Origin of the sequence: Virgibacillus sp. 6R, from assembly GCF_001895305.1 — a bacterium.
Classification (GTDB): Bacteria; Bacillota; Bacilli; order Bacillales; family Amphibacillaceae; genus Virgibacillus; species Virgibacillus pantothenticus.
Genome location: NZ_CP017762.1, coordinates 237300 through 253292, shown reverse-complemented (window position 1 = coordinate 253292; position 15993 = coordinate 237300). Strand labels below are relative to the sequence as shown.

The following is a 15993-nucleotide window of genomic DNA, read 5'->3' as shown; positions in this document are numbered from 1 at the left end:
AGTTACTAATAATTTACCATGAACCTAGGAGTAGGACAAGGCGCAAGTTATCTACAGTGCACTGTAGATAACTTGTGTACAAGTGAAATAAAAGTGCTATAAACTCGGTTAAATCAACTCGAAAAATGTTAATAAAGTTATCCACAACGCAAAAAATGAAACTATTTGTCGAACGATTTATGTAATAATACTAGGTAAATCTACATAGTTCTCCTAGACTAAAATCATTGATGCAGAAAATTGCTGATAGGTGACTTAAAATGTGTCGAATCAGCATAGTAACTTATTGCTCGCTTTGAACTAATAGACTTATTCGTAAAGGAACAAAAAGTGGATGAATATGACAAATTTAAACGAGTTAACCAAATTGCTTTCCTTATTTCGTGGATTCGTAGGGATGAATAAAATTTTCTTTATTAATATAGAAAGTTGGTATAGGATTAGGTTATAATTGTATTCTTGTATTGACAGGTTAAAAGGAGAATCATGCAAAAGAGGCGTTTTCCCATACTGTGTAAGCGGAAAAGGTTATGTAGGAGTATAAAGCAACTTATTGTGAGATGTGGTACGATTTACGCTTTTAGGTATCTTTTTATCCCGTATATAAGCTCCCCTTTGGATATTTTTACAGTAACAAGTCTAAGTGGGAGATAACAGCACCTAAATGCCCTACTTCATAAAGAGGCCTTTAGGTCATACCATTACGGTACTAACAAGCTGTGGGGATGAATGAATCCCCGCTGATGGAAGATTCACTTTATACTATTGAACAAAAGAATAATGAGGTGGAAGTGTGTTAAAGAGATTTTTGCCAAACGAGCACGTAAAAAGTATATTTGAAATACATCCTGAGGCATTGAGGGAAAAAGGCATAAAAGGTATTATTACCGATTTGGATAATACATTGGTTGCCTGGGATGTAAAGGAAGCTACTTCGGAAGTAGTGCAATGGTTCAAATCAATGAAGGAGCATGGCATCAAAGTAACCATAATATCAAACAATAATAGAGAGCGAGTAAGTGTGTTTTCAGAACCATTAGATACACCGTTTGTATTCAGTGCACGTAAACCGCTGAGCAAAGCATTTAAAACAACTGCAAAAAAAATGAATTTAAAAAAAGAAGAAATTGTTGTGATTGGTGACCAAATTTTAACCGATGTGCTTGGTGGTAATACGGCAGGATTTTATACTATTTTGGTCGTGCCAATCGTAGAGACGGATGAAAAGATAACCAAGATCAACCGTAAAATTGAACGGCGCATACTTGCTTATATGCGAAAAAAAGGAAAAATAAACTGGGAGGAAAAATAAACGATGGAAACGGAAACTATAGATTGTCAGGGCTGTGGAGTACGTATTCAAACAACAGCCAAAGATCAGCCAGGGTACACACCTGTTTCTTCTCTGCAAAAGGAAGTTGTTCTATGTCAAAGATGCTTTCGTTTAAAGCATTATAACGAAATTCAAGATGTATCAATAACGGACGACGACTTCTTGAAGATGGTAAGTTCCATTAGAGACACGTCCGGCTTGGTTGTCCATATCGTGGATATTTTTGATGTAGATGGCAGTTTAATCCATGGGTTGCCACGATTAGTTGGAGAAAAATCTATTTTATTAGTTGGAAATAAAATGGACTTGCTTCCTAAGTCTGTTAATACAAGGAAGTTATTGCAATGGTTACGGTCGCAAGCAAAACAAGCGGGAATAAAAGTAACAGATGCTTGCTTGATCTCTTCAGCAAAAGGACATGGCATTGCTGAGCTTTCGGAGAAAATAGAACAATATAGACAAGGAGATAATGTCTATATTGTAGGAACAACCAATGTCGGAAAGTCAACGTTTATCAATCGATTAATTAAACAATCTACCGGATTTAGTGAAGTAATTACAACTTCTTACTTTCCTGGTACGACACTTGGTTTTATCGAGATCCCCCTAGATGATAGATCAGCTCTAATTGATACACCTGGAATTGTTAATAAACAGCAGATGGCACACTATATTAGTGGTGAAGATTTGAAGCTCATCACACCAAATAAAGAGATAAAGCCAAGGATTTATCAGCTGAATGATGGACAAACCCTGTTTTTTGGTGGGTTAGCGCGGCTGGATTTTATAAAGGGTGATAAGCAGTCGTTTGTTTGCTATTTTTCCAATCAATTACCGATACATCGTACAAAGCTGGAAAAAGCGGACGATTTATTTGCAAATCACTGCGGAGAATTATTAACACCACCGACTGAAGCGTCCATAGATCAAATACCGCCTATGATCTCAGATACATTTCGCATCAAAGAAGGTAAGTATGACATCGTTTTTCCAGGTTTAGGATGGGTTAGTATTTTAGGTGAAGGGGCTACAGTAGCTGCAAATCGTCCAAAAGGTGTTGCTGTTTCTATTCGTCAATCATTCAATTAGGAGGAATATTTAGTGCTATTTCGTCTTGGTTTAATCGGATATCCTATTGCTCACTCCCTATCGCCATGGATCCATGAAAGATTTATGGAAACGACGGGTATGGATGGGAGTTATCGCATTTATGAAATGAATCCGGAACGTTCTTTTGATACAATTATGGAACAACTCCAATCGCTTGAGTTGCATGGTTTTAATGTAACGGTTCCTTATAAAGAGAAAATTATCCCTTATTTGGATGAAGTTGATGCGGGTGCTGCTAAGATTGGAGCTGTTAATACAGTTGTAAATAAAAATAATAAATGGATAGGATACAATACAGATGGCATTGGCTATGTTCGTGCATTACAGTCGAAGTTTCCTGCATTATTTCATGAAGCGGGTTGTAGCGCACTAATCCTTGGTGCAGGTGGAGCAGCCAGAGGAATCTTTACAGCCCTTGAAGAGGCTGGATTTAAGCGAATTGATTTAGCTAATCGTACGAAAGAGCATGCCATGGCGATTTGTCAGCATCGTGAACATGATTCACAAGTGCTTTCTTTTGCGACAGCTGAGAATTGCTTGGGTGATTATGATATTGTCATCCAGACAACTTCTGTCGGAATGAAACCAAATGTAAACCGATCTATTTTTACAAAGGCTGATTTTTCACCTATCCCTATTTATAGTGATATCATTTATCAGCCCATTAAGACAAAATTTTTACAGCTAGCAGAACAAAGTGGTGCGCAAGTTCATTATGGGCATACGATGTTACTTTACCAAGCCCAATACGCTTTTGAGATATGGACAGGGCATAAACCCGATATTGGCCAAATGGTTGAAGAATTAGAACAGATGTTGAAAGGAAGATAACATGTTAACAGGAAAACAAAAACGATTTTTACGAGCAAAGGCAAACCAATTGAAGCCTATTTTTCAAGTAGGGAAAATAGGTGTTAACGAAAATATGAACGAACAAATCGCAGATGCTCTAGAAAAGCGAGAACTATTGAAGGTGAGCATTTTACAAAATTGTTTAGAGGATAAAACAGTAGTTGCGGAGCAATTAGCAGAAGGAACAGGTGCGGAAGTTGTCCAAATAATAGGGAATAATATTGTCCTTTATAAGGAATCCAAAGATAATAAGCACATCGTTCTACCATAAAGGATGAGTTTATGAAACGAATAGGAATATTAGGTGGTACATTTGACCCGCCTCATATTGGTCATTTAATTATTGCTGAAGAAGTACGCCTTGCTTTAGATTTAGCTGAAGTTTGGTTTATCCCTTCTTATACCCCACCTCATAAGGATAACGCAAAGACGGGTCCAGAACAGCGGTTAAAGATGGTTCGTCTAGCAACGAAAAGTAATCCTTATTTTAAAGTTGATACGATTGAGATAGAACGAAGCGGGAAGTCTTATACGATTGATACCATCGAGGAGCTTAAGAGACGCCATCCTGATAATGAATTTTATTTTATAATTGGTGCAGATATGGTGGAATACTTACCGCGTTGGTATCGGATTGAGGAACTGACAGAACTTGTGACATTCGTTGGCGTCAAACGTTCTAATTATCAATTGGAAAGTCGATATTCGATTTTAATCGTTGACATTCCTTTGATTGAAGTTTCGTCAACATTGTTACGAGAACGGTGTATGAACGGTGTTTCTGTCCATTATTGGTTACCCGCTCCTGTTTATCAATATATGAAGGAGCATCGGTTATATGAACATTGAATTTGCTATGGAAAAAGTAAAACCACAACTGACAAAAGAACGTTATGCTCACTCCATACGAGTTGCTGAAACGGCAAAAAAGTTAGCTCATCGGTTTGGAGAAGATGTTTCTAGGGCTGAGTTAGCAGGTGTATTGCATGATTATGCTAAATATCGTTCTAAAGAAGAGCTGGCACGTTGGATTAAAACCTCATCCGTATTACCGAAAGATCTGCTCCATTACCATCATGAGCTTTGGCATGGTCCGGTAGGTGCACTCCTAATCGAAAGCGAACTAGGACTTAAGGATAAAGAAATTCATGGGGCAATTCGCTACCACACTACCGGAAAGGCAAACATGAGCAAGTTAGAGATGATTATCTTCTTAGCAGATTACATTGAACCTGGGAGGAAATTCCCCGGAGTGGATGAAGTAAGAAAAATAGCAGAGAATGATTTGCATAAAGCTTGTTGGATGGCTTTGGCGAACACGATTCGTTTTTTAATTGGTAAACAAGCAACTGTCTATCCAGATACACTTTATGCGTATAATGATTTAACGAGATTGGGTTATGGAGGTAGTGTGTAATGAAAAATGAACAAATAGTACAATTAGCAGCAGATGCATGTGACGATAAACGTGCAGAAAATATTATTGCCCTAGAAATGAATGGAGTTTCTTTAGTTGCAGATTATTTTTTAATTTGTCATGGCAGTAATGAGCGACAAGTGCAAGCGATTGCTAGAGGCATTAAGGATAAAATGGAAGAACACGATATTCCTGTCCATCGATTAGAAGGATTTGAACAAGCAAGATGGATTCTTGTGGATGTTGGTGATGTAGTTTGTCATGTTTTTCACAAAGAGGAAAGAAGCTACTACAATTTAGAACGCCTTTGGGGAGATGCTGCAACTTATCCGATTGAAATAGGACAGGATCAGTAAATATGGCCTATGAACGATTGGCGGATATTTATGACCGCCTAATGAGAAACGCACCATATGATAAGTGGTTGCACTATACAGAACAAATTTTGCAAACAAGAAATATTCAATATATTGCAGACTTAGGTTGTGGAACAGGTGAGATTACATTACGTTTGGCTCAATTATATCCCCATGTAATTGGCGTTGATTATGCCACGGATATGTTAGCTAACGCCGAACACAAAAGTAGAGCTACAAGTGGATCTATTCAGTGGATTTGTCAAGACTTAAGAGCGTTAAAAGGTATTACGGGTCTTGACGCAGCTGTTAGTTTTTGTGATGTAATCAATTATATAACCACAGAGGAGGAGTTGCTTCGTACATTTCAGAACATTTATGACGCACTTAACTCGAAAGGCGTTTTTTTATTTGATGTGCATGCATTGCCGTTTGTAACGGATCATTATGTACACGAAACCTTTGCTGATGTTACAGAAGATGCGAGTTACATATGGTTTTGTCTGCCTGGTGATCATACAGGTGAAATGTTCCATGAGCTTACATTTTTTTCAAAAAATGATGTGGGCGATTACGTTCGATTTGACGAAGTTCATCATCAACGCACTTTTTCTGTTGATTTTTATAAAAAATTATTACTGCAAGCAGGCTTTCAAAATATAAATATGTACGGGGATTTTTCGATAAAAGTCAATAGTGTAACTAAAAACACAGCCAGGATTTTCTTTTCTGCTGAAAAAGGCGATAGATAATGCTTTTTTTAATCGAAAAGGAGTTTTCACACTTCTTGTGGAAGTAACCATATAGGGAGCAGTTAATCGACTCTAAGCTAAGAACTGCTCCGGTTATAAGAAAATATGGGTTCGGAAAAAGGAGTTGAATCCCTTGTACACAAGTAAAATTAAACGTATATTGTTCATCATTGCGATCCCTATCGCTATTCTTGTGGTTTTATTATTGACAAGTGAGAAGGATGATCACGGAACAAATGCTAAAGTGGTTGTAAAAGATGAGCCGCTAGATCCTACTGATCCCACATCTGATCAGGAAGAAGAAACTTCTGCAACTCAATCAATATATGTTGATATTAAGGGAGAAGTGAAACGTCCTGGGGTGTATGAGATGGAATCAGAAGCACGTGTCGTTGATGCTATTGAAATAGCAGGCGGGTTCACGACTAATGCGGATCAATCTCAGGTGAATTTGGCGCAAAAAGTTCAGGATGAGATGGTTATTGAAGTAATAGCAGCTGGAGAGAATGGACCATCGATTGTTAATGAACAAAGTGGTGGAATGGTAAAAGTCAAAATCAATCAAGCTACTGCGGAAGAGATTGAGGCTTTAAACGGTATTGGTCCTGCAAAAGCAGAAGCAATCGTTCAATATCGAGAAGAACATGGTCTATTCCAACAACTGGAAGATTTGTTGAATGTTTCTGGTATTGGCGAAAAAACATTGGAAGCGCTAGAGGATGACATTCAAGTACCTTGAGTGACTCTGGATACGGCTGGTTATGTTCTAATAGGGATGTTTTCATCGTTTAGCTTTTTCGATATGGTTGAGTCTAATTTGACTATTAGTGTAAATAGCGATGCTCCAGAGAATAGTTTTTTATTCTTAATGCATACTCCATCTAAAAGTAGCAAGAAACTTAGATAAATGAGTTTGAAAGGGGAGTACGAATGGAACGTATTTCATGGGATCAATATTTTATGGCGCAAAGTCATTTGTTAGCTTTACGTAGTACATGTACTAGATTAATGGTCGGTGCTACGATTGTACGAGATAAACGTATTATTGCCGGTGGATATAATGGAAGTGTTTCTGGAAGTGTGCATTGTATCGATGATGGTTGTTATGTAATTGATGGTCACTGTGTTCGTACGATTCACGCTGAAGCAAATGCACTATTACAGTGTGCTAAATTCGGTGTCCCTACAGAAGGGGCAGATATTTATGTGACTCATTTTCCTTGCTTGCAATGCTGTAAGCAATTAATTCAAGCAGGTATTCGAACCGTCTATTATGCTGAGGATTATCATAATCATCCGTACGCGATTTCTTTATTTGCTGAAGTTGGCGTAGAAACTAAGAAGGTCGAACTTGATTATGTTATGGTTGATACCAACTATGCTGAGAAACATCGATTTATGAAAGAGCTTGTTCAAAGAATGGATCAAAAACCTCTCGATCCTGATGAATTAATAAATTTAAAAGAAGAAGCGGTACGTTTATTTCAATTAGATGAAAGGTGAATAGTGTGAATGGTAATTGGCATTTTGTCGCATGTGCTGCTTTTACAAGTATGCTGGCAATATTAACCTCATTCAGCACATTGCTTTTTGGAGTGTTTCTTATATGGATTAGTTATTTATTTTACATCAAGCGGATAGCTACCCTTCCATTGGTGCTATCCTTTTTATTCCTTCTCTTTTTCTACTTTTATCTCCCACATCTTTCTAGCAACAACCAGCTGGATCCGCTTAAGCATCCAATAACTGTTTCAGGACCCATTGTCAGTCCAGTTGAAAAAACTACTTCTCGGCTTTCTTTTGTTATCCAAGACGAACAGATAAATGAAAAAATTGCAGTTGCGTATTTTCCGGATCAGGAAGGCAAATACGATGAGTCTATACGCTATGGTTCTACTTGTTCATTCACGACAGAAATTAGCGCCCCTGACACTGCAACGAACCCCGGGCAATTTGATTATCGCAGATATCTTTTAACGAAAGAAATCAAGTATGAAGCTGTTTTATCCGATTTGCAATTATTGAAATGTGTAAAGAATCGAGGAATATTGCAAAGCCTCGATCAAATTAGACATTCTGTTTTGGACTATACGGATAAACGGTTAAGTAAAGAAACCTCTTCATGGGTGCGCGCGCTGGTTTTCGGAGATGATTCATCCGTAAACAAAGAAACAGTCGAATTGTTTCAACGGTGGGGAATGAGTCATTTACTCGCTATCTCAGGTTTGCATGTCGGTATTATTACAGGTTTATTATACTTTGTACTTATTAAGTTAAATTTACTCACCAAGGAATGGACCGAATGGGCAATTCTTATCTTTCTCCCTATATATGCTGTTTTAGCTGGCGGAGAACCTTCTGTGTGGCGAGCTAGCTTAATGGCATGTATCTTGATCATTCTTCATAAAACAGGCTGGAAATGGAATGTCACAGATGTTTTAAGTCTCGTATTTTTATTCTTGCTCGCTACTGATAAATTTATCATGTATCAAGTTGGTTTTCAGCTTTCGTTTGCAGTAACGTTTGCGTTACTTTTATCCAAAAGAATCCTTTTTCAGACGAAAAATCGCTTGTTTCAAGTGTTATACATTAGTTTTATTGCACAAATAGCGATTTTGCCAATCCAATTTTATTACTTTTCGTTATTTCAACCAGCATCCATTGTAGTTAATTTAATAATGGTGCCTTATTATTCCGCTTTTTTTATTCCAGCCATGTTTTTATTACTTCTCTTTACCCCTCTGCCATGGGTTTCTCTACTGGATAATTGGTTTATGAATATTCATCATGTAGCAATGCAAGTTGTTCATTGGTTTGATGAACATATGCATTTTCCATTAGTTAGCGGCCCGTTACCTTGGTTTGTTGTCCTATTGTATTACGTCCTGTTTATCCTTTTTATGCAATGGTGGGAAAAAGAAAAGCTGCGACATGCTTTTTATTGTGGATGTCTCATTGTACTCCTGCTAATTGGTAATGGCTTACGTCCGTATTTTTCTCCAGTTGGTACTGTTACCATGTTAGATATTGGGCAAGGTGACGCTTTTGTAATTGAATTACCTTATCGTAAAGGAGTTATCCTTATCGACGCTGGAGCAACATTTTCATTTACAGATTATGCTCCATCAAGGCGTATGTATGAGCAAGTTATAAAGCCGTATTTATTTTCGCGCGGAATCCAGCAATTAGATGCGGTCATTTTAACACATGAAGATATGGATCATATTGGAAGTGTTCCGTATTTACTTCAAGAGTTTGCAGTAAATACTATTATTGTTAGTCCGTTTTTTGATACCGCAAAGCTTGAATTTAACCGTGTTCCGGAGGATGTTAACTTGATCACAGCAAAGGGGAATTCAGAAATGAACGTTGGTGGTCATTTGTTTCAAATTCTTGCTCCGATACAAGATAACCACGACTCCAATCAAAACTCCATGGTGCTGTATACAAATTTAGGAGGAAAAAATTGGCTGTTTACAGGCGACATAACGAAAGAGGAAGAAAAAGATGTGATTAGAAAGTATCCAAACTTGAGCATAGACGTGTTGAAAGTGGCTCACCATGGAAGTGATACGTCAACGGATGAAGCTCTCCTGCAAGAGCTTTCACCTAAAATCGCATTAATACCTGTGGGGAGAGATAATCGGTACGGGCATCCTGCTGATGATGTGGTACAAAGACTAGAAGACAAAGAGATGACTATCTTACGAACGGATCAACATGGAGCTGTTCAATATCATTTTCAAGACAAGGCAGGGATATTTACAATTATAAAATGATAAAGACATATTCAAATTATGTAATATATGTGCTATGGGAGTTTCTACTAAAAGCCCCGTGTAACATTTCAGCTGATGTCTTAATGCTTGAAGCAGTGTGTTGTTCGGATTGGAAATCCATAACTATCCAAACAATATAGTAAAACTGCCGTGAACGAAACAGCGTTTAAAAACATATACTTTATTAGATGTGTAAAACTGTACCATTTTTGGTTTTGGATGGTTGCAAAAGGTAAAAATATCTCTGGTGAAAATAACATTTACATGATGAGCAATGATACGCCAAGAACAAAGGCGCGGGGTGCCCGTTTAGCAACGTAGTGAATGGAACGAATCAACTAAAGATAAAGTGAACCTTCCATCAGCAGGGTTTTCTTCATCTCCGCTGATGGTTAGTTGAACGAATCGGGGATTTAGGTGCTGTTACCTCCCGCTTCGACTTGTTTAGCTTACATCTTCCATTCTTGAAGTGGGAGTCTACAACGCCTTTTTACGGGATAAAGGAATCATGCCACTAAAACAGGGGTATGCCGGCAAGCCCGTTTTTAGTCGGCCTTCCTCTTAGTGACGAACCGATGATGACTTATCGTAGGGCGCATTTCTATAGGCGGAATCGTTGCTGGGCTCATGAGCCAGACGTGACTAGTCGGTTATTTCGTTAACCACAAGCACATCATTTTATCGTTTCCTATACAATAAAAAAAGAGACTGAAAACAGTCTCTCTTTATGTACGCTACTTATTCATGCCTGTTTTATTAAGATCCCAGCACACTAATGGTTACCCCAATTGCAAAAATTAGCAAAAAGAAAACAAACGAAAATGTAAAGCCTTTAATGTTATCGACGACGTCATTTGTTTTTGATTGAATATCCTTTTCAAATTCGTTCATGTTAACCCCTCCCATATCACCAATAGTATAAGCGAACTTATTAAAAAAATCCAGTGTGCCTTTATTGTAACATATAAACGTTTTCATACCAAAACTAGAAAGACTTAACATCGATAATTTCGAACAGAAAGGAAATGATAGAAATAAAACAAATATCGTTTAGTGCATGGTTCCTAGGGCCTTTCACTAAGCGTTTATATAGATTAGAGAGGGATTGTTCTTTTCTTACCCAGATTTTCCCTCTCTCTGATTTTTTATTTTGCGGTCGAAGCTCATATTTTTTTACCTTGCCATTCTCTTCAATACACTTTACCATAAATAAGACAGGCTTAAATATGGAGTGATATGATGGATTATATAGAGGTAGTCAAACAGCTAAATAAAAAGCAAGTAGCACCTATATATTTAGTTTATGGAAATGAATCCTTTTTTATACAACAGCTAAAGAATAAAATAGAGCAAGTAACTATTGATGGCAACAAAGATAACTTGAATGTATACGATTTAGAGGAAACACCTATTGAAGATGTGATTGCAGATGTTGAAACATTTCCTTTTTTTGGAGATCGCAAATTAATCATTGCTAATAATGCTTCATTTCTAAAAGCAAAACCGGAAAAAAATGCTGTTGACCATCAGTTAGAAGTATTGGAAAATTATCTAACTAATCCGGTAGATTATTCCATTTTATTAGTGGTTGCCCCTTATGAAAAATTAGATGAGCGGAAGAAAATAACGAAACAATTAAAAAAACATGCAATTGTAGCAGATTGCAGGGAAGTTAAAGAATATGAACTAAGGAAATGGATGGAGCAACTCACTGAGCAATTGAAAATTCACGTAACGGATGAAGTTTACGATATGCTTGAATCTGAAATTTCGACGAATCTTCACCTTTTAGAAAGTGAATTACATAAATTTTCCTTATACGTTGGTGAAAATGGACAGGTGACAAAAGAAATTGCAGACAACTTAATGTCCCGTACTGCCACAAGCTCTTCCCTTCGATTAGCAGATGCTGTTATGAATCGCAATTTGCATCAAGCAATCGAAATCTTTAGGGATTTAGAAAAGCAGAAAGAAGAACCGATCGCTTTAGTTGGTCTACTTGCGTTTCAATTTCGTACGTTGTTAAGAGTGAAGCTATTGAAACAAAAAGGCTATACGCAGGGGCAAATGGTAAAACAACTTGGTGCCCACCCATATGTTATTAAATTAGCTTTAAAACGAGAAGGGCAATTTTCAGTAGAGACCTTGCAATATTTCATGAATCAGCTTACCGAAGCAGATAGTGTGATGAAGCAGGGAGGCATGGAAAAGGATTTGGCTTTTGAAATGCTGTTGTATCAATTAGTGCAAGGAAACAATGCTGTACGCCCCATAAAGGAACAGAAGTATATTTAAAATGGTTTTAATAAACGCTCGAGGGGTTTACTTTAAATAAACAAAGAAGTGTAGGCGCTGCTTGAGAGTAGTATTCTAATAACATAAATATCATGTTAATTTATGGAAGTAAAAAAACGATCCTTAATGGATCGTTTTTTTATGCGCCAAGCTGGTTGATTTTGTTAGCTAGACGGGATTTTTGGCGATTTCCAAAATTCTGATGGACCACGCCTTTTTGAACAGCTTTATCAATTGCTTTTTTAGCAACATTATAAGCGATGCTCGCATTTTCTTTGTCCTTTGCTTCAATTAGCTTTTCAACATGTTTGATTTGTGAACGCATGGTTGATTTTTGTGTAATATTATTAGAACGTTTCTTTCTATTTGTATCAACACGTTTAATTGCAGATTTAATATTTGCCATTGACTTCACCTCCTAAAACTAACACCATCATCGATTGTATCTCGGTTTATGATCCAAAACAAATCGTTATGAGACCCCAATTTTTTTGTCTATCGACAAAGGTCATTTTACCAAAGGAAGCATGTGTTTTCAAGTAGCTGCAACATACTTAAGTGAACTTTTATTTTTTAATAGAGTGAAAGGGATAATTTAGACACTAATCTATACCTTATTTTTTAAGGGCTGGAAGGAAGACAGCCTACACAAAAAATATACAAAATTGCTTATTATCGATTGCTTTACCTAAATGATGATTTACTCCATGTATGAGTTAAGTTACATTGTTCAAACTAAAAATAAAATGGATAAAGGGTGATAACCAATGGAGCAACAAAATGACCAATTCGTTCCTTACCAGGTGAGGACAGATCTTGCGGTTGAAGCTAAAGATATGTATGTAGAGAAGCAAGATCAATCGGAACAATCAATAAAAGGTGTGACTATTAAAGAAAAAGAGAAGGATGGCATTAAAATTTCCTACGTAGATATCGATCAAACAGGTGCTAAGCTACTACAAAAAAAAGCGGGAACATATATTACGATTTATGCAGATGGCGTAAAACGCCAAGATACAGATAGACAGTATTTGGCAGCCCAAGTATTAGCAAAAGAGTTAGAGGAATTATTAGCTGCTAATCAAATCCCTAAGGATGCAAAAGGATTAATTGTTGGTCTTGGTAACTGGAATGTAACCCCTGATGCGCTCGGACCAATGACGGTAGAGAAGGTGTTAGTAACAAGCCATCTATTTCGATTAGAGCATGAAACAGTTGCAAATGGATATCGCTCAACAGCAGCAGTAACGCCAGGCGTTATGGGGGTAACGGGAATTGAAACAAGTAATATTATTTTTGGGATTGTAGAGAAGTTCGAGCCTGATTTTGTTATTTGTATTGATGCACTTGCTTCACGCTCCATTGAAAGAGTGAACGAAACGATTCAATTGTCTGATACAGGTATACACCCTGGATCTGGAGTTGGGAATAAGCGTAAAGAAATTAGCCAAGAAACATTAGGAATACCAGTTATTGCAATCGGTGTTCCTACCGTTGTTGACGCTGTAACGATTGCCAGCGATACAATCGATTTTATCTTAAAACATTTTGGCAGGGAGTGGCGGGAAAAAGATGCGCCATCAAAAGCTTTAACTCCCGCTGGTCTTTCATTTGGTGATCGAAGTTTAAGTGAAGAAGATATGCCAGATAAGGAAAAACGTGAAACTTTTCTTGGAATCGTAGGCGGGTTGGAGGATGAAGAAAAAAGGAAGCTAATTACAGAAGTGCTAACACCTCTTGGACATAATTTAATGGTAACACCAAAAGAAGTGGATGCATTTATGAAGGATATGGCTACGGTTCTAGCTAACGGAGTAAATGCAGCACTTCATGAAAAGGTCGACGTGGATAACTTTAGCGCTTATAGCAGATAAGCGGCGAATAATGTGGAAAAGAGGCTGGACATAACTAAAACAGCTGATTAAAAAACGAACAATAAATCGCCAATTGTGTATACGCAAATTTTAGCGTAGTCAAAATATGTAGACTCCTGCGGGAACAGAGCGAGCTGAAGATCCCCGCAGGAAAGTGGTTTTTTCTTTCCGCGGAAGCTGAGGAGACCTGCGGAAAGCGAAGTATTTTGACATAGTGGTGATAGAAATATTTTAATGCAAATAAGCCGAACAATTATAAAAAGATTGTTCGGCTTTAGCTATATAGTATTTGCTTTTGTCCCAGCCTCTTTTCTTATAGGGTTTCACCATTGCAGCTTGCACTCTATCATTTCAGGGATAAAAATTCTAACATATAACATTATTGGTTCTAGCTTTTGAATCTAAAACATAGAGTAAACTAGAAGCGTTAATAGTTTACAGAGGATACTTAAAAAGCCTAGTAAAAATCGTAGTACCTTAAACGGAGTATAAAGGTCTACGTTTCATTATGGCATACCTTAAATTAATGAAAGCCTAGCTTAGTTTCATAGGCATACTATCGTGGGCATTCTGCCAAAAGAAAGTGCATAGGCGTAGCAATTGGACACAGTTACGCTTTAGTTAGTAGCCTTTTGTAAAACAGCTTATCACATGAATAAAAAATTATACAACAGGATGCTTCATTCCATGCTTTTATAGTATAAGTTCGAACGATAGTTGTGATTTTAGAAGGGGTGAAAGAATGAAAACAAAAACGCTATGGTTTCTCTTGCCAAGAAGCAGTGTGTATATTATTGGCTTTATATTACTTTTTTTGTTCATAGCAACTATGACAGCTATAAAACCAGCATACCGACTGTCATCAGAGATGATTAGTGAATGGACAAGCGACATAGATAGTTCCTTCTTTTACTATCTACTTCGTTTAGAAAATCGTGCGTTTCATGAAGGATTTCCAGCCGATAAGGCAAAGCCTGACGTAACGAACACTTTATTTCAAATAGCAACTAATTTAAAGCCAAATGATCCGCGTAGCTTGTTAAGAAATGAAATACCTGGATTTTCTAATTTCGATAATCAAATGATTGTAGCAGGACAAGGTACTGATTTTACGAATTTTCCGGTAGAGTCATCCCCTCCATTGGAAGACGTTTTAAAAGAAAGACAGGCTGTTCTAGAAGAAAGTGAAGAACAAACAGAAAAAGACAAAAAAGATCAAGAACAGCAACAAGCTACCCCGACAACTGGTGATAAACAAGTCGTTTATATATACAATTCCCATAATCGGGAATCTTTTCTACCTCATTTACCAGAGGTAACAGATCCTAATCAGGCACATCATAAAGAAGTGAATATAACAAAGGTAAGTGACCGTTTAGCAAAATCACTGCAAGATAACGGTATTGGAACGGTAGTAGAAGATACGGATATCATGAATGAATTGAATAAAAAGGGTTGGGACTATGGCAAGTCATATCAAGCCTCTAGACAGGTTGTAGAAGATGCGTTTGCAGCTAACAAACATATGCGATATGCGTTTGATTTACACCGTGATTCCATTAGTAGAGATAAGACGACCACAAAAATTAATGGTAAATCGTATGCCAGGCTTATGATTGTTGTTGGTGCAGAACATGCGGATTATGAAGAAAACCAAAAGCTGGCAACAAACTTACATTATTTACTAGAAGAAAAATATCCAGGCTTGAGTAGAGGAGTATATACCAAAAAAGGCGCAGGTACGAATGGTATTTTCAATCAGGATTTATCCGAAAATGCACTGTTATTTGAATTTGGTGGAGTTGAAAATCATTTAGACGAACTATATCGTTCTGCTGATGCACTTGCGGATGTATTTAGCGAAATGTATTGGGACGCAGAGAAAGTAGATGCGTCATCTTAGGAGGTGTAAAAATGACTCGTGCTGTTATTGTATTACTATTATTAGCGGTTTGTTTTTTAGCTGGGGTTGTTTACGGTAATAATGGTGGAGAGGAGGACAATCCTATTGTCCCGACAAATGTAACGGAATCAGATGAGCGTGCTATTGAAAAAGAAGTACAATCGGCTCCCGATAGTCAGCATGAGGTATTGACCACGCAACCTGAGATGCCTGCACCGGCAACTGAAAAAACGGCCTCAGTATTAGAAGCTGGTATTACTAGTTTTTTTGAAGCTGTAGTGACGATCTTACATCAAATCGCTGAGCTGTTTTTTTAGCAAGC

At 37.4% G+C, this 15993-nt stretch carries 17 protein-coding genes; 15 read left to right on the top strand and 2 right to left on the bottom strand.

Annotated features, from left to right (window positions below):
* Positions 1-793 precede the first annotated feature (793 nt).
* The 11 genes from BKP57_RS01250 to BKP57_RS01200 all read left to right on the top strand — a co-directional run bounded on the left by BKP57_RS01250 (position 794) and on the right by BKP57_RS01200 (position 9599).
* Positions 794-1312, top strand: a complete 519-nt coding sequence (locus BKP57_RS01250) for a YqeG family HAD IIIA-type phosphatase (protein ID WP_050353134.1) — start codon at positions 794-796, stop codon at positions 1310-1312.
* A 3-nt stretch (positions 1313-1315) separates the two neighbouring features.
* Positions 1316-2422 (top strand): ribosome biogenesis GTPase YqeH, encoded by a 1107-nt coding sequence (yqeH, locus tag BKP57_RS01245; RefSeq protein ID WP_050353133.1) that lies wholly within the window; start codon positions 1316-1318, stop codon positions 2420-2422.
* Positions 2423-2434: 12 nt separating this feature from the next.
* Positions 2435-3274 carry a shikimate dehydrogenase gene (gene aroE, locus BKP57_RS01240; RefSeq protein ID WP_050353132.1) on the top strand — a complete coding sequence of 280 codons (840 nt, stop codon included), beginning with the start codon at positions 2435-2437 and terminating at the stop codon, positions 3272-3274.
* Position 3275: 1 nt separating this feature from the next.
* Complete coding sequence (gene yhbY / locus BKP57_RS01235; RefSeq protein ID WP_050353131.1) at positions 3276-3566, top strand: ribosome assembly RNA-binding protein YhbY; 291 nt, start codon at positions 3276-3278, stop codon at positions 3564-3566.
* Between the two features lie 11 nt (positions 3567-3577).
* Positions 3578-4144 carry a nicotinate-nucleotide adenylyltransferase gene (locus tag BKP57_RS01230; protein ID WP_050353130.1) on the top strand — a complete coding sequence of 189 codons (567 nt, stop codon included), beginning with the start codon at positions 3578-3580 and terminating at the stop codon, positions 4142-4144.
* Positions 4134-4712, top strand: coding sequence for a bis(5'-nucleosyl)-tetraphosphatase (symmetrical) YqeK (gene yqeK, locus BKP57_RS01225; RefSeq protein ID WP_050353129.1), 579 nt, complete (start codon positions 4134-4136; stop codon positions 4710-4712). Before BKP57_RS01230 ends, yqeK begins: the two co-directional genes overlap by 11 nt.
* On the top strand, positions 4712-5068 hold the full coding sequence (gene rsfS, locus BKP57_RS01220; protein WP_050353128.1) for a ribosome silencing factor: 357 nt from the start codon (positions 4712-4714) through the stop codon (positions 5066-5068). Before yqeK ends, rsfS begins: the two co-directional genes overlap by 1 nt.
* Before the next feature lie 2 nt (positions 5069-5070).
* Complete coding sequence (locus BKP57_RS01215) at positions 5071-5820, top strand: class I SAM-dependent DNA methyltransferase (protein WP_050353127.1); 750 nt, start codon at positions 5071-5073, stop codon at positions 5818-5820.
* Between the two features lie 133 nt (positions 5821-5953).
* On the top strand, positions 5954-6559 hold the full coding sequence (locus BKP57_RS01210) for a helix-hairpin-helix domain-containing protein (protein WP_072740891.1): 606 nt from the start codon (positions 5954-5956) through the stop codon (positions 6557-6559).
* 191 nt (positions 6560-6750) lie between these two features.
* Complete coding sequence (locus tag BKP57_RS01205) at positions 6751-7323, top strand: ComE operon protein 2 (RefSeq protein ID WP_050353126.1); 573 nt, start codon at positions 6751-6753, stop codon at positions 7321-7323.
* 5 nt (positions 7324-7328) lie between these two features.
* Positions 7329-9599, top strand: a complete 2271-nt coding sequence (locus BKP57_RS01200) for a DNA internalization-related competence protein ComEC/Rec2 (RefSeq protein WP_050353125.1) — start codon at positions 7329-7331, stop codon at positions 9597-9599.
* A gap of 756 nt (positions 9600-10355) precedes the next feature.
* Here the strand turns inward: BKP57_RS01200 and BKP57_RS01195 are convergent.
* Positions 10356-10490, bottom strand: a complete 135-nt coding sequence (locus BKP57_RS01195) for a YqzM family protein (protein ID WP_072740890.1) — start codon at positions 10488-10490, stop codon at positions 10356-10358.
* A 348-nt stretch (positions 10491-10838) separates the two neighbouring features.
* On the opposite strand from BKP57_RS01195, the gene holA reads away from it, so the two are divergent.
* The gene (gene holA, locus BKP57_RS01190) at positions 10839-11894 is read left to right on the top strand and encodes a DNA polymerase III subunit delta (protein ID WP_050353124.1); all 1056 of its coding nucleotides are present in this window, start codon (positions 10839-10841) and stop codon (positions 11892-11894) included.
* 139 nt (positions 11895-12033) lie between these two features.
* On the opposite strand, the gene rpsT is transcribed toward holA, so the two are convergent.
* Positions 12034-12300, bottom strand: a complete 267-nt coding sequence (gene rpsT, locus BKP57_RS01185; RefSeq protein WP_050353123.1) for a 30S ribosomal protein S20 — start codon at positions 12298-12300, stop codon at positions 12034-12036.
* 361 nt (positions 12301-12661) lie between these two features.
* Between rpsT and gpr the strand changes: the two genes are divergently transcribed.
* The 3 genes from gpr (at position 12662) to BKP57_RS01170 (ending at position 15988) form a co-directional block, all read left to right on the top strand.
* Complete coding sequence (gpr, locus tag BKP57_RS01180) at positions 12662-13768, top strand: GPR endopeptidase (protein ID WP_050353122.1); 1107 nt, start codon at positions 12662-12664, stop codon at positions 13766-13768.
* Between the two features lie 742 nt (positions 13769-14510).
* Positions 14511-15671 (top strand): stage II sporulation protein P, encoded by a 1161-nt coding sequence (spoIIP, locus tag BKP57_RS01175; RefSeq protein WP_050353121.1) that lies wholly within the window; start codon positions 14511-14513, stop codon positions 15669-15671.
* Positions 15672-15682: 11 nt separating this feature from the next.
* The gene (locus BKP57_RS01170; RefSeq protein WP_050353120.1) at positions 15683-15988 is read left to right on the top strand and encodes a hypothetical protein; all 306 of its coding nucleotides are present in this window, start codon (positions 15683-15685) and stop codon (positions 15986-15988) included.
* Positions 15989-15993: the final 5 nt, after the last annotated feature.